Annotated in this window: 16 protein-coding genes; 6 read left to right on the plus strand and 10 right to left on the minus strand. The window is 40.4% G+C overall.

The features are described from left to right. Positions 1 to 61: 61 nt before the first annotated feature. From scpA to udk, 4 genes are read right to left on the minus strand one after another with little or no spacing between them, the layout of a single operon-like run. Positions 62 to 2,137, minus strand: a complete 2,076-nt coding sequence (gene scpA / locus M3P19_RS02530) for a methylmalonyl-CoA mutase (RefSeq protein ID WP_249656044.1) — start codon at positions 2,135 to 2,137, stop codon at positions 62 to 64. Then, a complete protein-coding gene (locus tag M3P19_RS02535; RefSeq protein ID WP_249656045.1) occupies positions 2,130 to 3,527 on the minus strand; it encodes a methylmalonyl-CoA mutase subunit beta in 1,398 nt (465 codons plus the stop codon). The genes scpA and M3P19_RS02535 overlap by 8 nt, the downstream gene beginning before the upstream one ends. Next, on the minus strand, positions 3,520 to 3,810 hold the full coding sequence (locus M3P19_RS02540) for an FtsB family cell division protein (RefSeq protein ID WP_417953275.1): 291 nt from the start codon (positions 3,808 to 3,810) through the stop codon (positions 3,520 to 3,522). Before M3P19_RS02540 ends, M3P19_RS02535 begins: the two co-directional genes overlap by 8 nt. A 43-nt stretch (positions 3,811 to 3,853) precedes the next feature. After that, complete coding sequence (gene udk / locus M3P19_RS02545; RefSeq protein WP_249656047.1) at positions 3,854 to 4,462, minus strand: uridine kinase; 609 nt, start codon at positions 4,460 to 4,462, stop codon at positions 3,854 to 3,856. A 193-nt stretch (positions 4,463 to 4,655) separates the two neighbouring features. Between udk and M3P19_RS02550 the strand changes: the two genes are divergently transcribed. From M3P19_RS02550 to M3P19_RS02565, 4 genes are all read left to right on the plus strand, one after another. After that, positions 4,656 to 5,141, plus strand: coding sequence for an acetyl-CoA carboxylase biotin carboxyl carrier protein subunit (locus M3P19_RS02550; RefSeq protein ID WP_249656048.1), 486 nt, complete (start codon positions 4,656 to 4,658; stop codon positions 5,139 to 5,141). A 7-nt stretch (positions 5,142 to 5,148) separates the two neighbouring features. After that, positions 5,149 to 6,591, plus strand: coding sequence for an acetyl-CoA carboxylase biotin carboxylase subunit (accC, locus tag M3P19_RS02555; RefSeq protein ID WP_249656049.1), 1,443 nt, complete (start codon positions 5,149 to 5,151; stop codon positions 6,589 to 6,591). Positions 6,592 to 6,596: 5 nt separating this feature from the next. Next, positions 6,597 to 8,138, plus strand: a complete 1,542-nt coding sequence (locus M3P19_RS02560) for an acyl-CoA carboxylase subunit beta (protein WP_249656050.1) — start codon at positions 6,597 to 6,599, stop codon at positions 8,136 to 8,138. A 104-nt stretch (positions 8,139 to 8,242) separates the two neighbouring features. Continuing rightward, positions 8,243 to 9,454, plus strand: coding sequence for a multidrug effflux MFS transporter (locus M3P19_RS02565; RefSeq protein WP_249656051.1), 1,212 nt, complete (start codon positions 8,243 to 8,245; stop codon positions 9,452 to 9,454). On the opposite strand, the gene M3P19_RS02570 is transcribed toward M3P19_RS02565, so the two are convergent. The 5 genes from M3P19_RS02570 to nagB are packed head-to-tail and all read right to left on the minus strand — an operon-like array spanning position 9,447 to position 16,907. After that, positions 9,447 to 10,532: an anhydro-N-acetylmuramic acid kinase gene (locus tag M3P19_RS02570; protein WP_249656052.1), complete on the minus strand. Its 1,086-nt coding sequence runs from the start codon at positions 10,530 to 10,532 to the stop codon at positions 9,447 to 9,449. The genes M3P19_RS02565 and M3P19_RS02570 overlap by 8 nt on opposite strands. Further along, the gene (locus M3P19_RS02575; RefSeq protein ID WP_249656053.1) at positions 10,529 to 12,145 is read right to left on the minus strand and encodes a glycoside hydrolase family 3 protein; all 1,617 of its coding nucleotides are present in this window, start codon (positions 12,143 to 12,145) and stop codon (positions 10,529 to 10,531) included. The genes M3P19_RS02570 and M3P19_RS02575 overlap by 4 nt, the downstream gene beginning before the upstream one ends. After that, a complete protein-coding gene (locus M3P19_RS02580; RefSeq protein ID WP_249656054.1) occupies positions 12,132 to 13,412 on the minus strand; it encodes an MFS transporter in 1,281 nt (426 codons plus the stop codon). The genes M3P19_RS02575 and M3P19_RS02580 overlap by 14 nt, the downstream gene beginning before the upstream one ends. A 7-nt stretch (positions 13,413 to 13,419) precedes the next feature. Beyond that, on the minus strand, positions 13,420 to 14,973 hold the full coding sequence (locus M3P19_RS02585) for a glycoside hydrolase family 10-like protein (RefSeq protein ID WP_249656055.1): 1,554 nt from the start codon (positions 14,971 to 14,973) through the stop codon (positions 13,420 to 13,422). Continuing rightward, positions 14,973 to 16,907, minus strand: coding sequence for a glucosamine-6-phosphate deaminase (gene nagB, locus M3P19_RS02590; protein WP_249656056.1), 1,935 nt, complete (start codon positions 16,905 to 16,907; stop codon positions 14,973 to 14,975). Before nagB ends, M3P19_RS02585 begins: the two co-directional genes overlap by 1 nt. Positions 16,908 to 17,113: 206 nt before the next feature. Here nagB and M3P19_RS02595 point away from each other — a divergent pair, with 206 nt between their 5' ends. Both M3P19_RS02595 and murQ read left to right on the plus strand, forming a co-directional pair. Continuing rightward, positions 17,114 to 17,866, plus strand: a complete 753-nt coding sequence (locus M3P19_RS02595; protein WP_249656057.1) for a DeoR/GlpR family DNA-binding transcription regulator — start codon at positions 17,114 to 17,116, stop codon at positions 17,864 to 17,866. A 1-nt stretch (position 17,867) separates the two neighbouring features. Continuing rightward, on the plus strand, positions 17,868 to 18,680 hold the full coding sequence (gene murQ / locus M3P19_RS02600) for an N-acetylmuramic acid 6-phosphate etherase (RefSeq protein ID WP_249656058.1): 813 nt from the start codon (positions 17,868 to 17,870) through the stop codon (positions 18,678 to 18,680). Positions 18,681 to 18,688: 8 nt separating this feature from the next. Here murQ and M3P19_RS02605 read toward each other — a convergent pair whose 3' ends face one another. Then, positions 18,689 to 19,807, minus strand: coding sequence for a PQQ-dependent sugar dehydrogenase (locus M3P19_RS02605; RefSeq protein WP_249656059.1), 1,119 nt, complete (start codon positions 19,805 to 19,807; stop codon positions 18,689 to 18,691). Between the last annotated feature and the right edge of the window lie 113 nt (positions 19,808 to 19,920).

Here is a 19,920-nt window from a genome sequence, read left to right on the forward strand (position 1 = left end):
TAACCAAGCTTGGGTGCGTTAAAGAAAGTTAAAGTTATAATTACTAATGGGTTATGGTCCATTACTCCATTAAAATCTTTAGTATTTGAATGGCCGCATCACTGATTTTGGTACCTGGCCCAAAAACCGCCACTGCTCCATGCTCCAGCAAGTGGGCATAATCCTGTTTGGGAATTACCCCGCCAACAATAACCATAATATCTTCTCGATTGTGATTTTTGAGCTCCTTAACAACTTCAGGGACCAAGGTTTTATGTCCTCCGGCAAGAGAAGAAATTCCCAAGACATGCACATCGTTTTCAACGGCTTGTTTTGCAACTTCTGCCGGTGTTTGGAACAATGGACCTATGTCGACATCAAAACCTAAATCCGCATAGCCGGTAGCAACTACTTTTGCGCCACGATCATGTCCATCCTGACCCATTTTGGCTACCATAATCCGCGGACGTCTTCCTTCTACAACCGCAAATTCATCTGCCATTTTTTGAGCTTTGGCAAAACTTTCGTCGTTTTTGATTTCTTTGGAGTACACGCCTGTAAACGATTGGATTTTTGCACGGTATCGACCAAAGGCCTTTTCCATTGCATCACTGATTTCACCTAAGGAAGCCCTCAATTTTGCGGCTTCCACTGCTAAAGCTAGCAAATTTTCCCGTTCGGTTTCATGGTTCATTGCCTTTTGAGAGGCTGCTGAAATCCGTGTCAACGCCAATTGAACGGCTTTTTCATCTCTTGTAGCTTTTAATTTTTGGAGCTGATCTACCTGTTGCTTTCGTACTTTATCATTGTCAACTTCAAGAATTTGAAGCTCATCCTCATCTTTCAATTGGTATTTGTTCACACCTATGATTGCATCTTGACCACTATCAATTCGTGCTTGCTTCTTTGCTGCAGCTTCCTCAATACGCATTTTGGGTATTCCTGCTTCAATAGCTTTGGTCATTCCGCCCAATTTTTCTACTTCCTGTATCAGCTCCCAAGCTTCCGCTGCGATTTTGGATGTTAGTTGTTCTACCAACACACTGCCCGCCCACGGATCTACGGTTTTGGTGATATGGGTTTCTTGCTGCAGATAGATTTGGGTGTTTCTAGCAATTCGAGCTGAAAAATCGGTTGGTAATGCAATGGCTTCGTCCAAGGCATTGGTATGAAGACTCTGGGTTCCTCCAAATGCAGCTGCCATTGCTTCAATTGTAGTCCGTGCCACGTTATTGAACGGATCTTGTTCGGTAAGACTCCAGCCACTGGTTTGACTATGGGTGCGAAGCATCAGCGATTTTTGGTTTTCCGGATTAAAATCCTTGACCAACTTGGCCCACAACATTCTACCTGCACGCATCTTGGCAATTTCAGTAAAATGATTCATACCAATACCCCAAAAGAAGGATAGTCGAGGAGCGAACTCATCAATTTTTAGACCTGCCTTTATTCCTGTTCTTATGTACTCAATACCATCAGATAGCGTGTAAGCCAATTCCATTGCTGCTGGTGCTCCAGCTTCGTGCATATGGTAACCAGAGATACTTATACTGTTGAAACGCGGCATGTTTTGACTGGTAAATTCAAAGATGTCGGCTACCAATTGCATGGATGGGGCGGGAGGGTAGATATAGGTATTGCGCACCATGAACTCTTTAAGGATGTCATTTTGGATGGTTCCGGAAAGTTGTTCCATTTTCACTCCTTGTTCCAGGGCCGCCACAATATAGAATGCCATTATTGGAATTACTGCACCGTTCATGGTCATGGAAACAGACATTTTATCCAATGGAATACCATCAAAAAGGATCTTCATATCCTCTACAGAATCTATGGCTACACCAGCTTTTCCAACATCCCCAACTACTCTTGGATTGTCACTATCATATCCTCTATGGGTTGGTAAGTCAAAGGCAACTGATAGTCCCTTTTGGCCAGCTTCAAGATTCCTGCGGTAAAATGCATTACTCTCTTCGGCGGTGGAAAACCCGGCATATTGTCTAATGGTCCAAGGACGGAGCACATACATGGTGGAATAAGGACCGCGCAAGAATGGTACTATACCGGCTGCATAATCCAGTTGGGCGGTATCCTTACTATTGTTTTGGTTTTCCGTGTTTTCAACTAGTTGTATAAGGGAGACATCCTTCCTACTCATAATCCAATCGATTTTTTTCAATGTTCTCAGACAAACGTTTTTCGATAATAGGTTCTATGATGGTCTTGCGTGCGTGGATTTTAACAAAGGGATAAAGCTCTAGGTTGTCCTTCATCCGATCTTCAGGATTCTGGAATTTATTGGTGCCCAGTAATGTGATCTCTCCTTCATCAAACAATAGTTGCTCTTTTGCGCCACTTTCTTTTATCTTTTTTTGAATGTTACCTTTCTTGAGTTCCGAAAGAAATCCGCCAGCGGCTTCAATTTGTTTGAACAGGGCCAGCGCTTTTTCTGCTAGCTGTTCCGTTAGTGCCTCTATATAGTAACTGCCTTCAGCTGCATATGCACCATTGTTGAAGTAACTCTCATCCTTTAATAACAGCAACTGATTACGCGCAATACGATCTCCAAATTCATTGTCCTTGTGGTATATGGCATCGTAAGGCATATTGCAAACAGTATCCGCCCCTCCCAAAATCGCGGCCATGCATTCTGATGTAGTACGCAACAGGTTCACATTGTAATCATAAAGGGTTTTGTTCCGCTTGGACGGTAGCGCTAAAATATGGCAGTCTGAATTGATTTTATATGCATTGCACAAGGAAGACCATAGCCAACGTAAAGCTCTTAGCTTGGCGATTTCAAAGAAGTAGTTACTGCCTATAGCTACCTTGAATTGAATTTGAAGAGTATCACCAATTTCCGATGCTAGTCCATTTATGAAATGATTCAAATACTCGTTGGCATGAGAAATTCCATAAGCCAATTGTTGCACCATGTTGGCTCCTGAATTTTGATACAATCCCATATTGACCCCTAGGATTGCGCAAAATTGAAATTTGCTTTTCAAGGCAAGTATCTCTTCCAGTAATTGATGGTCTTTTTCTAGATTATGGAACCAATTCCCGTTTTGGGCGAGATTCCCAATAATGTCAAGATGTAAAAAAGTTTTTGGCTTTTGGGTGTCTAAAAATTCCAGCAATCTTGAAACCGCCAGTGGGTTCAAGGATTTAAATTGGAAGTGCAGCGGGATTGGACTTAAATCTATACCCTCAAACAAAATTGAATAATCGGAACTGTCATCTGGAATGGTAATTATCAAACTTTCAGCACCTCTAGAAATACAATCTTTAATCTTAGCATTACCCTTGGTCAAATCCCCGGCATAAATAGATTGCCCAATTTTCCAATCATGATCCTTAGATAAGGTAACGGTCTTTATGTTTTGCAGATCTTCTGAATGATAGAAAGGCTTAACTTTTATGCCTTCAAGTGATTCCCATACCAGAGCCTCATTGTAATCTGCACCTTTAAGGTCAAACTGGATCTTTTGCTTCCACTCCTTGGATGAAACTTTGGGAAAATCGGCAAATAAAAGATGTTCACTCATTTTTCTTCAACTTAAGGCTATCCTCGTACTCGATAAGAAAAATCTCTTCATTTGCCTTCCTCATATAATATTTCTCCCGGGCAAATTTTTCAAGTTCTTCCTTATTGGAAAGTTTGTCGAGTATAATTTTGTCTTTATCTATTTCACCTTGAAGGAATTCTTTTTGCTTTTCCAATTTCTTGATCTCTTGGTTTAATTCCTGGTGAATCAAAAACGAATTTGCATCAAAAAAAAGCATCCAAACCGCAAAAGCCGTAAGTACCAGAACATAAATGTTCCGCATAAACTTGAACCACTTTTTGTTAAACAAATCGTGTATAATCATATCAACCTAATCTTTCGTTGATAATGGTTCTGACCATATCCACCGCCACAGTGTTGTAATGGTTGTTAGGGATGATGATGTCCGCAAACTCCTTGGATGGTTCAATAAATTGCTGATGCATGGGTTTAACCGCAGTTTGATAGCGATTAAGCACTTTTTCCAAGTCATGTCCACGTTCCTTGATATCCCTTTGAAGACGTCGGATTAAACGCTCGTCTGAATCGGCATGCACATAAATCTTAATATCGAACATCTCCCGTAGTTGTGGATTGCTCAAAACCAATATGCCCTCAACGATCATAACCTTTCTTGGTAGGGTCAACTCCGTTTCCGCCAATCGGGTTTCTTCTACAAATGAATAGATTGGTTTTTCGATGGATTGTCCATTCTTCAATTGCTGAAGATGAGAAATCAAGAGCTCAAAATCAATGGAATTAGGGTGGTCAAAATTGATTTTACCCCTTTCTTCCTTGGTTAAATGGGCCAAATCGTTGTAATAGGAATCCTGTGAAATGACACCCACTTCATTTTCAGGCAGTTCTTCCACAATTTGATTGACAACAGTGGTTTTTCCACAGCCGGTTCCGCCGGCAATCCCCAAGATTAACATAAACGATTTATTTAATCCCAAAAGTAAGCATTTGATAAGATTCTTATCTTCAAACTCATTTGCATAATTAGTTCAGCCTATCTAAATAATCAATGATCAATGTCATGAATCGCAAAAGGAATTAGAGATAGCTTTGCTACGATATACAGCTTAAACCTTATATTTATCTAGCTAACTGTTGAGCATAAATTTTATGGAAAAATCCTATAAACTCAAGGTAGACGGACAACTGGAATACGAGTTGGACGAAAAACAGATTTCCACATTGGACCTTCAGAAAACCGGCGAAGATAGCCTGCATTTGCTACATGAAGGAAAATCGTTTCATATTAAGTTCTTAAAATCCAATTTTCACGAACGTACCTATACCGTTGATGTGAATGGTAGTGCGTATGTTGTGGAAATTGATACCCCTTTGGATGTATTGATTGACAAAATGGGATTCGCAAAGAATGGAGCCAAAAACATCAATTCAATTTCAGCGCCAATGCCGGGACTTATATTGGATATTTCCATTGCTGTTGGAACCGAAGTACAGGAAGATGATCAACTGATCATACTTGAGGCTATGAAAATGGAGAACATTATTACATCTCCACGGAACGGAACGATAAAGAAAATCGCGGTAAGTAAAGGAGATGCGGTAGATAAAAAACAACTACTCATAGAATTTGAATAATTCCAGCATGAAAAAAATATTGGTCGCCAATAGAGGCGAAATTGCTTTACGGGTAATGCGGACTGCAAAGAAAATGGGAATTCGGACTGTTGCTATTTTTTCAGAAGTAGACCGGAATGCACCTCATGTACGTTTTGCGGATGAAGCTGTATGTGTTGGAGAGGCACCCTCCAATAAGTCCTATCTATTGGGGGATAAAATCATTGCCGTTGCCAAAGAACGAAACGTTGATGGTATTCACCCAGGCTATGGATTCTTAAGTGAAAATGCCGATTTTGCTGAAGCCGTTGAGCGTAATGGTTTGACTTTTATTGGGCCTAAATCCAAAGCCATACGGATTATGGGGAGCAAGTTGGCAGCAAAAGAAGCAGTGAAATCCTACGACATCCCCATGGTGCCGGGTATAGATGAAGCCATTACAGACCCAAAGAAAGCACAGGAAATCGCCAATGAAATTGGATATCCGGTTTTAATAAAGGCTTCAGCTGGGGGTGGTGGAAAAGGAATGCGCATTGTGGAAAAGGAAGCAGATTTGAAATCTGGAATGGAGCGGGCAATAAGTGAAGCCACTTCCGCTTTTGGTGATGGTTCGGTCTTTGTTGAAAAGTATGTTACCTCCCCGCGTCATATTGAAATACAGGTAATGGCTGATACACATGGTAACGTTCTACACTTTTTTGAACGCGAATGCAGTATTCAGCGTAGACACCAAAAAGTAGTTGAAGAGGCACCTTCTTCCGTACTGTCCGCGGTATTGCGAAATGAAATGGGGGAAGCGGCCATAAAAGTGGCCAAAGCCTGTGATTATGTGGGTGCGGGAACTGTGGAATTCTTATTGGATGCGGATCACAATTTCTACTTTTTAGAAATGAATACCCGTTTGCAAGTAGAGCATCCAGTTACCGAACTTATATCTGGAGTCGATTTAGTAGAGCTACAAATCAAAGTGGCTCGTGGGGAAGCACTATCCTTAAAACAAGAAGATTTGACCATTAAAGGTCATGCCATGGAACTAAGGGTTTACGCTGAAGACCCTTTGAATGATTTCTTACCAAGTGTCGGTAATTTAGAAACCTATAAGTTACCTGTGGGCGATGGCATCCGGGTAGACAATGGATTTGAAGAGGGTATGGATATCCCGATTTATTATGATCCAATGTTGTCTAAGCTTATCACCTATGGCGAAACCCGCGAAGAATCCATTGAATTGATGTTGCAGGCAATTCGGGATTACAAAGTAAAGGGTGTTCAGACCACGCTTCCCTTTGGGGCATTTGTGATGGCACACGACGCTTTTAGATCCGGGAATTTTGACACCCATTTCGTGAAAAATTACTACACTCCAGAAAAGATAATGGAAGCCAAATCCAACGAAGCACAAATAGCGGCGATGATGGTATTGCGAAAATATCTGGATGATCAAAAAATAATTCAACTCCCTACAAACTAAGTACTATGGATTCCAAATTGAAGATTCTAAATGAAAAACTGGCTCAAGCACGACTTGGAGGAGGGGAAAAACGGATTGAAAAACAACATCAAAAGAAAAAGCTTACTGCTCGTGAGCGAATCCATTATTTGCTGGATGAAGGTTCCTTTGAAGAAATGGGCATATTAGTGACGCATCGAACCACAGACTTTGGGATGGACAAAGAACAATATTACGGTGATGGTGTGGTAACAGGTTATGGAACCGTAAATGGGAGGTTGGTTTACGTTTATGCCCAGGATTTTACCGTGTTTGGAGGTGCATTGTCTGAAACACATGCAGAGAAAATCTGTAAGGTGATGGATTTGGCCATGAAGGTCGGAGCCCCAGTTATTGGTTTGAATGACTCGGGAGGTGCACGAATCCAAGAAGGGGTGAAATCATTAGGTGGGTATGCAGATATCTTTTATAGAAATGTGCAAGCATCTGGTGTTATTCCCCAAATTTCAGCGGTAATGGGGCCATGTGCCGGGGGTGCTGTGTACTCACCAGCTATGACCGATTTTATTATTATGGTCGAAGAGACAAGCTATATGTTTGTAACTGGACCCAACGTGGTAAAAACCGTAACGAACGAAGAAGTTACATCAGAAGAATTGGGTGGTGCCAGCACGCATGCAGTAAAATCTGGAGTTGCACATAAAACGTCGTCAAATGATGCTGCTTGTTTAGATGACATTAAAAGACTGTTGGATTATTTGCCGCAAAACAACACCGAAAAACCTAAGAAGCATTCCTATGAATTAGGCGATGAAATTAGAACGGAGTTGTCAAAAATAGTGCCTGATAATCCAAACAAACCTTATGACATGCATGAGGTAATCGAGGGGATAGTTGACACCGATTCATTTTATGAGATCCATAAGGATTTTGCTGAAAACATTATTGTGGGTTTTTCAAGAATAGGAGGGAGAAGTGTCGGTATAATTGCCAATCAACCTTTATTCTTGGCAGGTGTTCTTGACGTGAATAGCTCGGCAAAAGCAGCCAGATTTACAAGATTCTGTGATGCATTCAACATCCCATTATTGGTGCTTGTAGATGTGCCGGGATTCTTGCCGGGAACAGACCAGGAATGGAATGGGATCATTATGCATGGAGCAAAATTACTTTATGCACTTAGTGAGGCTACGGTACCTCGAGTAACAGTTATAACACGAAAAGCGTATGGTGGGGCCTATGATGTGATGAATTCCAAGCACATCGGAGCGGATTTCAACTTTGCATGGCCAGGGGCAGAAATAGCGGTTATGGGTGCCAAAGGTGCAAGTGAGATAATATTCCGAAGAGAGATTGCCGCTGCTGAAGATCCTGAAGCAAAATTGAAAGAAAAAGAGGCTGAATATGCCGATAAATTTGCAAATCCGTATCGCGCAGCCCGAAGAGGCTTTATTGATGAGGTCATTTTGCCGGAAAACACTAGACGTAAGTTAGTAAAGGCCTTTGCCATGTTAGAGAAGAAGCAAGTGCATACACCAAAAAAGAAACATGGAAACATTCCACTTTAATACCATCAAAGCAATTTGGAAAGCTTCGTTTTAAAGTTGGATTCATAACATAAATACTTCATAAAATAGTTCAATGCTCAATAGGGGATGTGTAATTTTGCCGAATGCAAAACGAAAATCAAAAACCCAACTTTGAGTTTGTGGCCTTGATGGCTGCTTTGATGTCCATAGTTGCCTTGGCAATTGACGCTTTGTTGCCGGCAATTTCCAATATTAGTGAAGCTATCAACAGCTTTAGCACTACGGATAATCAAATGCTGATTACCATGATTTTTCTTGGACTCGGACTGGGTCAATTGATTTTTGGTCCATTATCAGATTCCTTTGGAAGAAAGCCAGTAGTATACTTGGGGTTTGCATTGTTTGCCATCGCAAGTGTTATCTGTGTTATGGCGCCATCCCTTGAAATAATGGTGGTAGGGCGTATTCTTCAGGGAATTGGACTTTCTGCGCCAAGGACTTTGGCCATATCCATAATTCGTGATACGTATAAAGGGGATTACATGGCAAAGATCATGTCATTTGTAGTGGCCTTCTTTATTCTTGTACCAGTTGTTGCGCCAGCTTTTGGGAAGTTGATTTTGGATGCATTTGATTGGAGAGCTATTTTTTACATTCAATTGTTTTTTGGAGCCATCGTAGTTATCTGGTTTTGGAAAAGACAAGTTGAAACCTTAAAGCCTGAATATAAAATCCCATTTACCCGACATGTGTTTGTTGACGGATTAAAGGAGTTTTTTAAATATAGGGATACGGTGGTGTTTACCTTTGTGTCAGGACTGGTAACAGGTTCATTCTTGGTGTATTTAAGTTCCTCCCAACACATATTTGAAAATCAGTATGATTTGAAAGAGGCATTTCCATACATTTTTGCAGGCTTGGCAATATCAATAGGATTGTCAACATTTACCAATGGGACACTTGTAATGCGATTTGGGATGCGCAAGTTGTCAATTATGGCGTTAGCTGCCTTTTGCAGTATTGCGGTATTGTATGTGTTGTTGTTTTGGAATTCCCCGAATCCTAATATTTATGTTTTGGTAGGATTTCTAACGGTACAGTTCTTCTGCCTCGGGTTTATGTGGGGTAATTACCGTTCAATTGCCATGGAGCCAATTGGGCATATTGCAGGAATTGGCGCAGCTATTAATGGTTGTATTTCTACCATCTTGGCAATTCCCATAGCTACTTTTATAGGCGAGTTCATCGCAGATAGTGTTTGGCCTCTTTTTGCTGGTTTGGCAATTTGTGGAATGGTTTCCTTATTGTTGGTTCTGTTCACGCGAAAACCAAAAAGAATCGTGGCGGCTAGTTGATGCCTTGTGGTTGAAAAATGGCTCCACTAACGGAATCGGAATCAGCACCCGTTACTGAGGATAATACATTTATTTTTTGCTGGCTGCGTAGGACACCCATAAATGCGAATACCAAAGCCTCTTTATACGCTATCAAGGTTTTTGAGGGAATCACCACTTCTACAGTGGGGCCTAAATGCTCCTGAAGTACCGCTATGAAAAAGGAATTTAGTGCACCTCCACCTGTAGTCAATAGTTTATTTTTCGGATTGGTTACATGGCGATGTATTGCTTTGGCAATTTGAATGCAATTGTGATGAATCAATGTATGTAGAAGATCTTGATTTGAAGATTTTGATGCCTTCAACAAAGGAAGTACCTTAGCGATGAACCATTCATAGCCGGTGGATTTTGGATGGGGTAAATCATAATAGGCCAAACCATTCAGTTTTGCCAACAAATCCTTATCTATCTTTCCTTTGCTCGCAATTTGTCCATCTTCGTCATAAGCCAAACCCATTTGTTCAGTGATGTAGTTTAATGGCATGTTGGCCATTCCTATATCAAAAGCAATTCGCTTTCCATCCCTTTGAAAAGAAACATTGCTTATTCCTCCAAGATTCAAGCAAAAATCATAAGAATTGAACAACAAGCTATCTCCGATAGGAACCAAAGGTGCCCCTTGTCCCCCCAATTTCACATCTTGACTTCGAAAATCACATATGACTTGTAGGTTACTCGAATCCGCAAGAACTTGACCATTTCCCAGTTGAAAGGTAACGCCATCTTCTGGTCTATGATGTGAAGTATGCCCGTGGCTCGCAATAAAATCAACAGGAATATCGGATTCTTCAATGAAAATGCGTGCTTGTTCGCCCAACCATTCCCCATAGACCAAATCCAATTCAGCATGGGCTTCATTTGACATTCTAATGGCATTCTTCAATCGATCTCTCCAATCCTTAGAATAACCAATCTCCTTGGTTTTTTCAATTTTAAATTCCCAACCGGATTCAGATTCCCAAAAATGACAATAGGCTAAATCCAAACCATCCAAGGACGTGCCAGACATCATGCCCAATACCTTTTGAATTTTCATGGCTTATTCAGAAATTTTAGTTGAACCGGTAATTTTCCCTTAGCTTCCAATTTATCCGAAAAATGCTCAAAGGCAACTTTTTGAAAAGACTCGAAACATTGATAAGCAAAGACCACGTTGGATTTCCCATTTAATCCTAATATATCTGAGACGTAGGGATTTCCAAACAGATAGATGAGCATGTTTTTCTTCTGCACGATATCACGGATAAATTCCAGCAATTCTGGTTTTATTTCAAATTGGTCTTTGGGCTTTGCCGCCGGGGGAAACAATGCCAACACTGCATTATCGGATTTGTATAACGCTTTTTTGATTTCCTCCAGATTGTCTACATCGATATAATGATGCTGGGCGTTATAATTTAACTCAATCGCAGTCGAAAAATAATTTCCAATACATTTTCCAATGGACAGATTGAGGAATGAATCCGATTTAATCAGGTCTAATTGACTCTCGTTTCCGTAATATTCAGTAATGGAAAAACGGGCCAATTCTGTATTGAGTTCGTTATAATCCAGTTTGCTTTTAGTAAACTTGGTAGGATTTGAAGCCATGGCTTTTCTCTTTAAATGCCATACTCTTTCAAAGCTTTCTTGAATGCGTTCGGGGGTAGCGGTTTTCAAAATTTCATCTATTCCCTCGACCGGATGCTCAGAAAAACACATCATGTCCATTCCAGCATCAAAGGCCTTGGCTTCCAAACTACCTTTCGTAGTGTATTTTTTGGAAACTGCGTGCATATTCAACGCATCTGATATGATTACACCTTCAAACCCAAGTTGATTTCGTAATAAGCCATCAATAATGGTTCGGGAAGTGGTGGCAGGATTTCCTGAATCATCCAATGCAGGAACCTGCAAGTGGCCTACCATTACCGAATCAACACCTTTATCGATTAATTTCTTGAATGGATAAATTTCATTTTCCAAAAATTCCGCTTTGGATTTATTGATCACAGGTAGGCCTAAATGTGAATCCGTAGCGGTATCGCCATGACCAGGGAAATGTTTAAGTGAATTCAGGATACCTACACTGGTCATACCGTCTATGAAAGCTTGAGCTTTCCTGTATACTTTAGTTTTATCATCACCAAATGAGCGATAACCAATAACAGGGTTATTGGGATTGTTGTTAATATCCGCAACTGGTGATAGATTCCAGTGAATCCCCACATTTTTGCAATCCTCCCCAATTTTCTTTCCTAATTCAATAAGAATTCCCTCTTGATCTTGAATCGCACCTAAGCCAATTGCATAAGGGTATTGTGGTGTGTTTTCTATTCGCATGGCCAATCCCCACTCGGCATCAATGGCTATTAGCAATGGATATGGGGCAGCAGTCTGATAACGCTCAATTAATGAAACTAACCTTGCGTAGCTGTTATCATTGTGGATGATTTTTTTCTTGCCTTCAAAGTTTGTCGCGGCGCTGGCACGACTATGAAAGAAACATAATGCTCCAATATTGGCTGCACGTATGAGCGCTTCCATTTTCTGAACTTCCTCTTCAGAATCATTGATAAATACCGCAGGCATAAATAGTTGTCCCACTTTCTGCTTAAGGGATAATTTTTTTGCGTCTAGGATATCACCTTTAGATTCAATCATTTTCATTGGAGGTTTTTTTGCCATAATCGGCGGGGTAATTCAAAAAACGTACGACTAGAAAAGCGGGTAGTGCAGCGATTACGACCCAAAGGAAAAAACCATCATAACCTAGCCATTCCTGGATGTATCCACTGAGCATTCCGGGCAACATCATACCTAAGGCCATAAATCCTGTGGCCAAGGCGTAATGTGATGTTTTTGAGGCACCCTCGGCAACATATATGAGATAAACCAGAAAGGCAGCAAAGCCAAACCCGTAACCAAATTGCTCTACGACCACTGTGCTAATTACGGCCCACAAGCTATCTGTATGTGTAAATGCAAGCAAAGCATACAATACATTGGGAAGGTTCAATGACAAGAGCATGGGAACCATCCATTTTTTGAGGCCATCTCTAGATATGAGGATACCCCCAAGGATTCCTCCCAATGACAACATGATGACACCAACAGTCCCGTAAATGGTGCCAACGGCTTCAGTGGAATACGCCAATCCCCCTACGGTTTTATCATCCAATAAAAAAGGGGACGCCATTTTTACCAATTGTGACTCGCCTAACCGATAGGTAAGGATGAATAATAAGGCCAATCCAATCTGTTTCTTTCTGAAAAACGTTTCAAATACCTGCCAAAAATTTTCAGGCTTATCTTTTTTTGATTCAACACCTAATTCAAATTTTGGCGCTGCGAACATATTTGAAATAGTCAGGATCAACATAAGAACAGATGCCGCTACCATTGTTATGGACCAAGCTTTTGTATTGTCTCCGTATTGATTCTCAAGGAAGCCGGCAAAAATCACCAAAAGTCCTTGACCAGTAACCATGGCCATTCGGTAAAAAGTGCTTCGCATTCCTATAAAGAAGGATTGTTTTTTTTGAGATAAGCCAATCATGTAATAACCATCAGATGCAATGTCATTGGTTGCTGAGGCGAATGCAGCCATCCAGAAAAATGCCAATGAAATAAGAAAGAATGCATTTGTTGGTAATGATAGGCCTATACCTAGAAACGCCAATGAAACCAGGAATTGCATTGCTAAGAACCATTTGCGCTTAGTGCCGTTCAATTCTACCAGTGGACTCCATAATGGTTTAAGCACCCAAGGCAAGTAAAGCCAACTGGTATATAAACCAATTTCTGCATTGCCAACGCCTAATCGCTTATACATGATAACGGAAACAGTTACAATCAATATATAGGGTATGCCTTGGGTAAAATAAAGGGTTGGAACCCAAAACCATGCTTTTGTATCTTTTGCAACTGCATTCATAATCTAATCAATCTTGTATACTGGATATTAAATGAACATCACTTTCATTTCCCAAAGCGTCCGAAATGGTAATGCCCAATTGCCTTTTTGTTTTCACCATATCTATACACCCATTTTCATCGTTCTCAGAAAGGTATCGCTTTTGGATAAGTATCCAATCTTTTTCCTTAAATCCGCTCTTTGATTGATACAGTTTTAGAAAACGTGGAACAGAATCTTTATGTGAAATACAAACTTGGCCAACTCCGTTAGCTGTATTCAGTGTTTCAACCTTTGCAATCGATAACTCCCTATTAATTTTTATTGAACCAAAAGGATTTTGTGCTGGATTGGCATAGAATTTCCGTTTCATGATTTTTACAACGGCATCGTGCTTTCCCATTAAAGACTTAGCGCTGAAGAAAATGTTACCGTTAATGTTGTTTAAACTCCTTGCTAACTGAAGTTGTTTAGGTATTTCATTTTTTTTGTTCCAGGCTTTGTCAGGATTGTTCTTGATTTTATATGTTCCGTTTCCCATATAGAGATTGGTCCTGTTGGTGGTGTTGGACCACCATTGACTAATGGTCTTATGCGCTGCTGGTGGGTATTCCATACTCCAATAGGCTTGAGGTGCCAAATAATCCAACCAACCCTGTTCCATCCACAATAAGGGGTCAGCATAAAGATCTTCATAGGTGGTCTGACCTGCTTTGGTTGCTGAACCTTTCGGGTCTGTACTGTTGTTTTTCCACACGCCAAAAGGACTTATACCAAATTGAACCCAAGGTTTTATGGATTTTATGGTATGATGGACGTTCTTTACCAAAGAATCAACGTTACTCCTTCTCCAATCTTCAAGGTTTTGATTTGGAAGTTGATGAGCCTTAAAAGTCAATGAGTCGTTAAAAACTTCATCTTTGATTTTATAAGGATAGAAGTAATCGTCAAAGTGTATGGCATCAATTTCGTAATTGGAAACAAGCTCGGAAACTACCTTGTCAAAGTTTTGTCGAACTTCAGGGAGACCGGGATTGTAATAGTATTTTTTGCCATATTTGACCATCCAATCGGGGTGTTTAAAAAAATCGTGTTCTTGCGATAGCGACAATGTATCCAAGTCCACGGTTGCCCTGTAGGGGTTTAACCAGGCGTGAAACTCCATCCCTCTTTTATGGGTTTCCTTAATCATCCATTCCAAAGGCGAATCAAAACCTTCAGGTTTTTGGCCTTGTTTACCACTTATGTATTTGGACCAGGGGGCAAATGACGATGGATATAATGCATCACCTGCTGTTCTAACCTGAACGATAGCTGCATTAAAGTTCAACCGTTTGTAAAAGTCCAGTATCTCAATGAAATCCCGTTTTTTCTTATCTAGGTTGTCCAGCGGATGTTTTGGCCAGTCAATATTTGCTACGGTAGCAATCCAAACGCCTCTGAATTCTGGTTTTGAATAGACCTTAGGCTGACGTATGGTGGAACAGGAGAATAGAAAAATTAATACAAAGCTTAGGGTATATCTGTACATCATAAATCTAAAAGGCCCACTTTGAATAAAAGTAGGCCTTTTTTTAAGCATTAAATAAAGTGATAACGAACAAATCCTTCCATGGCTTCATATTCAGCCATTCCTAGCTTATTGTACTTTCTGGCCGTGTCCTTGTTCCGTTCTTCGGCACGCATCCAAAACTCTCTGGAATCATCACCTTGGAACATTACCCCATCTTTCTGCGATTGATGGCAAAATATGGCCATCCTTTTTCTCAGAACTTGGTCCGGACTCATTGGGACTGCCATTTCTATTTCGTCAATGTCCCATTCATGCCATGCACCTCTATACAGCCAGACCCAACAGTCTTTCATGTATTCTTTGTCCTTAAGTTCTTCCAGTGCTGCAAACAAGGCATCCAAGCAAATCTTATGTGTTCCGTGTGGATCCGCCAAATCGCCTGCTGCATATATCTGGTGCGGTTTTACTTCGGCAATTAAGTCCACCATAATGTCGATATCAGCCTGAGAAAGATCATTTTTCTTGATGGTTCCTGTTTCGTAAAATGGGAGATCCAAGAAATGTACGTTGGTATCCTCAACTCCAAAGTATCTCGTGGCTGCATAAGATTCACCTCTTCGGATATTTCCTTTCAGTTTTCGAACTTCAACCGGATCGTAGTCCGCATCTTTTTTTGTTTTTAAAGCGTCAATTATCGCCTGAACATTTTCCGATGGGTTAATGGACTTGGAGATTTCAGCAAATTTCAATGCTTCGGTATCGGATACTGCAATATTTCCTGATGTCTGATAGGCAATATGTACGTCGTGACCTTGAGTTACCAGACGGTCAAAAGTACCACCCATGGAAATAACGTCATCATCAGGGTGTGGACTGAAGATGATCACACGTTTGTTGACAGGTTGGGCACGTTCCGGTCTGTTGGTGTCATCCGCATTTGGTTTACCACCAGGCCAGCCTGTGATGGTGTGCTGTAACCTATTGAACATTTTAATGTTCAAATCATAAGAGTCTTGACTCGTCAGCAACCCGGACATGCCATTATCGTTATAGTCCTTATCTGTTAGACTAAGAATAGATTTACCGGTTTGGCCGCACAGCCAAACTATTGCTTTTGCTGTTAACGCTGCAGTCCAAGTCAAAGATTCATCTACGAGCCATGGAGTTTTATGACGGGTCAGTTCGCTAGCCGCACCCGTATCCAAAACAAAAGTACAATTACGATGTTCTTGTAGGTAGGTTGCAGGAACTTGAGAAGAAATGTCTCCTTCTACGGTTTTTTTAATAATCGGAGCCTTGTTGGATCCCCAACCAAGCAATACGATTCTTCGTGCGCTCATTACTGTGGCAATACCCATTGTGATCGCCCTTCTCGGCACATTGTTAATACCGAGGAAAGCTGGAGCTGCATCCACACGTGTAATATGGTCTAAGGTAATCACCCTAGTAGCTGAGTTGTGGTGGGAGCCGGGTTCATTGAATCCTACATGCCCTGTTCGTCCAATTCCTAGTAATTGAAAATCGATACCGCCAGCGGCCTTTATCTTTTTTTCGTAATCCAAGCAATGTTCAATAATGGCTTCACCTGAAACGGTTCCATTTGGAATATGAACGTTTTTTGGATCAATGTCGATATGGTCGAATAAATGTTCATGCATGAAAAAGTGATAACTCTGCTTGTTTTCCTTTTCCATAGGGAGATACTCATCCAAATTAAATGAAATCACGTTGGAAAAACTCAATCCTTCTTCGTTGTGCATACGAACCAATTCCCTATAAACCCGAATAGGGGATGACCCAGTTGCCAAGCCTAAAACACATTTTTCATTGTTTGCTTGTTTTTGCTGTATTAAGTCTGCAATCTCTTTTGCTACTACGGCAGATCCATCACTTGAGTTTTCGAAAATGGTGTTGTGGATTTTCTCAAACCTTGTCTCTTCAAATCTTCCCGCGGGATGATAAGAGATGTCTACGTTGGATTTTTTTAGTGTTGTTGATTCCATTAGGCGGTAAATTTCTTTTTTTTCTTTCTGTTCTTTGCTGCTTTTGAAATGCAAAAATAGCAAATAATTTTAAAAAATGCAGTTTTTTGCTGTTTTAATGCAATATTTTGCTTTTTTTAATACTTTTGTAAAGCTGTGGTAACATTAAACCGCATAAATTGGAATTGTTTTCAGTATTTTTGACGCTGATTTAACCCAAGGGAAAAATGCTAAAGGAAGAAAGACAACATACTATACTAAACGAAGTAGAGCTTCATAATAGAGTATTGTTAACGGATTTGGCAGAAAAACTGGATGTTTCCATTGACACAGTTCGTAGAGATGTCAAAGAATTGGATTCGGACAACAGGTTGGTCAAAGTGCATGGCGGAGCTGTTTCATTGGGATTCGCTAACCATAGTCCACAGCGAAACAACAATGTATATTCCCTGGAAGAAAAGATTTCAATTGCTCAAAAAGCAACAAGTTTGTTAAAGGACAATAGTGTAATCCTGATAGATGGAGGTACTACTTGTCTTGAATTGGCAAGACTGTTACCAGCAAATATCAATTTAACCTGTTTTACGCTGAGCTTACCTGTTGCCATGGAGTTATTGAGCAAACCAAATGTGGAGACCATATTTATTGGAGGCGCTCTATCAAAGGATTCCCAAATAGCTATGGGTGCCAATGCAATTCATAATTTATCACAGATAAAGGTTGATTATAGTTTTATTGGTACTGGATATGTTGATGCAGCATTTGGATTGACAGAATTTGATTGGGATACGGTACAAACCAAAAAAGCCGTAATCCAAGCATCCAAGAAAACCGTATTATTGTGTATCTCAGAAAAGTTAAATTCGCAGCATCGATTCAAGACCTGTGACTTGAACATGATTGATACCATGATTACTGAATTACCACCAGACCATCCTTTATTGGAAAGTTTCAAAAACCAAGAACTGTTTTTATTATAGTATGTCAGATTTTAAGAAGATTACAGAAAAGCCTTCACTTCATAATGATTTGGAATTAATGTCTACCCAAGAAATATTGGAAGGCATAAATAAAGAAGATAAAAAAGTGGCCGATGCAGTGGAGGCGGCTTTACCGCAAATTTCTAAGCTTGTAGATGGAATCACTCCACGATTTTTAGAAGGAGGAAGATTGTTTTACATTGGGGCAGGAACTAGTGGAAGGCTTGGCATATTGGATGCGTCGGAAATACCACCAACATTTGGCATGCCACATGAACGGGTAATTGGTTTGATAGCAGGAGGTGATGTGGCTATTAGAAAGTCTGTGGAGTTTGCGGAAGACGATACCCAGCAGGCTTGGAAAGATTTGGAAGCTCATGGTATTAATTCCAATGATGTTCTCGTAGGAATAGCTGCTTCCGGTACAACGCCCTATGTACTTGGAGGTATTGCTGATGCTAAAAAACATGGTATTCTTACTGCTGGAATTACGAATAATCCTGGTTCTCCACTAGCGCTAGATTCAGACATTGCTATTGAAATCAACGTGGGACCAGAGTTTTTGACCGGGAGTACGCGAATGAAAAGTGGAACAAGCCAAAAATTGGCCTTAAATATGATATCTACTGCATTGATGATTCGCGTTGGCCGGGTTAAAGGAAATAAGATGGTGGATATGCAACTAAGTAATAATAAGTTAATGGACCGTGGTACACGTTATCTTGTAGAGGCATTGAATCTGGACTATGAAGCTGCTGAAGAAGCCTTGAAAAAATATGGTTCCGTTCGAAAAGCGATTTCTGAATTAAAGTAACCCTACGGTTATTTAGGTTCTAATCGTACGATACCCTTTCCTTCTATTCCTACGTAGATAAAACCATCAGGCCCCTGGCGCACATTTCTTACTCTGCCAAGTCCATCTAAAAGTTTTTCTCGGTAAGAGACCTGTCCGTCTGTTATAACCAGTCTTTCCAAATATTGAAAGGCTAGGGAACCCACTAGCAGATTTCCTTGCCAATCAGGGTATTTATCGGAGTTTACAAATGTCATTCCGCTGGGAGCAATGGATGGAGTCCATTGATATACGGGTTGTTCCATGCCTGGTCTTGATTTTTCATCTGTAATTTTGGTACCGCTATAGTTAATGCCGTAGGTGATGACTGGCCATCCAAAGTTTTTTCCTTTCCGTATGATATTGATTTCATCCCCACCTCTTGGTCCGTGCTCGTGTTCCCAAATTGCTCCGGTAATTGGATGCATGGTCATACCCTGCGGATTTCGGTGTCCATAACTGTAAATAGCTGTTTTCGCGCCACTTTCATTTACAAACGGATTGTCATTTGGAATTGAACCATCGTCATGAATTCGGTAAATTTTACCGCCATCTCTTTTTATATTTTGAGGGTTTACATCCCTATTACCTCGATCTCCTACCGAAAAATAGAGGTATCCATCTTTATCAAATTCCAATCGCGATCCAAAATGATGTCCTTTTGTGGTATTGGGTAAGGCTTTATAAAGTAATTGACGATCAATTAATTTGTTGTTATCGATTTTGGCGCGGATAATAGCGGTATTACCTCCTTTTTCCTTACCCTCTGTCGAAGAATAGGAGAAATAAATCCAACCATTTTTTGGATAATCCGGGTGGAGTTCAATATCCAAAAAGCCGCCCTGACCTCTTACATAAAGTGGAAGATCATGACTGATTTCTATGCGGTTTCCATCATGGAAATGAATCAATTTTCCCGATTTTTCAGAAATCAGGATTGTGCCATTCGGCAGAAATGCCATTCCCCACGGGTTTTGAATGTTGTCAACCACCGGAACTACAGTAAAATCAATACTTTCAGGAAGATTATTGCTTTTATCCGCAGTTTGGGCGCAAGAAGATGATAGCATTACAACGAATAAATAGGGTAAAATGGCACTTTTTTTCATAATTTAACGTTGAAATTATAGATTTTATAGACGAACGACGGCTTTCTAAAGTCGAAAGATAAAGAGAATTATATAAGTTTAGAAAAATACGATCTAGAATATTAAGACCCCAA

It is taken from the genome of Flagellimonas spongiicola (assembly GCF_023502425.1).
In the GTDB taxonomy this organism is placed as follows: Bacteria; Bacteroidota; Bacteroidia; order Flavobacteriales; family Flavobacteriaceae; genus Flagellimonas; species Flagellimonas spongiicola.

Coding starts and splice junctions, on each gene's coding strand:
- M3P19_RS02535 (WP_249656045.1), bottom strand. CDS start 3,527: ATGAGTGAACATCTTTTATTTGCCGATTTTCCCAAAGTTTCATCCAAG.
- scpA (WP_249656044.1), bottom strand. CDS start 2,137: ATGAGTAGGAAGGATGTCTCCCTTATACAACTAGTTGAAAACACGGAA.
- M3P19_RS02565 (WP_249656051.1), top strand. CDS start 8,243: ATGCAAAACGAAAATCAAAAACCCAACTTTGAGTTTGTGGCCTTGATG.
- M3P19_RS02585 (WP_249656055.1), bottom strand. CDS start 14,973: ATGCTTAAAAAAAGGCCTACTTTTATTCAAAGTGGGCCTTTTAGATTT.
- nagB (WP_249656056.1), bottom strand. CDS start 16,907: ATGGAATCAACAACACTAAAAAAATCCAACGTAGACATCTCTTATCAT.
- M3P19_RS02570 (WP_249656052.1), bottom strand. CDS start 10,532: ATGAAAATTCAAAAGGTATTGGGCATGATGTCTGGCACGTCCTTGGAT.
- M3P19_RS02540 (WP_417953275.1), bottom strand. CDS start 3,810: ATGCGGAACATTTATGTTCTGGTACTTACGGCTTTTGCGGTTTGGATG.
- M3P19_RS02550 (WP_249656048.1), top strand. CDS start 4,656: ATGGAAAAATCCTATAAACTCAAGGTAGACGGACAACTGGAATACGAG.
- M3P19_RS02580 (WP_249656054.1), bottom strand. CDS start 13,412: ATGAATGCAGTTGCAAAAGATACAAAAGCATGGTTTTGGGTTCCAACC.
- M3P19_RS02605 (WP_249656059.1), bottom strand. CDS start 19,807: ATGAAAAAAAGTGCCATTTTACCCTATTTATTCGTTGTAATGCTATCA.
- M3P19_RS02560 (WP_249656050.1), top strand. CDS start 6,597: ATGGATTCCAAATTGAAGATTCTAAATGAAAAACTGGCTCAAGCACGA.
- M3P19_RS02595 (WP_249656057.1), top strand. CDS start 17,114: ATGCTAAAGGAAGAAAGACAACATACTATACTAAACGAAGTAGAGCTT.
- accC (WP_249656049.1), top strand. CDS start 5,149: ATGAAAAAAATATTGGTCGCCAATAGAGGCGAAATTGCTTTACGGGTA.
- murQ (WP_249656058.1), top strand. CDS start 17,868: ATGTCAGATTTTAAGAAGATTACAGAAAAGCCTTCACTTCATAATGAT.
- udk (WP_249656047.1), bottom strand. CDS start 4,462: ATGTTAATCTTGGGGATTGCCGGCGGAACCGGCTGTGGAAAAACCACT.
- M3P19_RS02575 (WP_249656053.1), bottom strand. CDS start 12,145: ATGAAAATGATTGAATCTAAAGGTGATATCCTAGACGCAAAAAAATTA.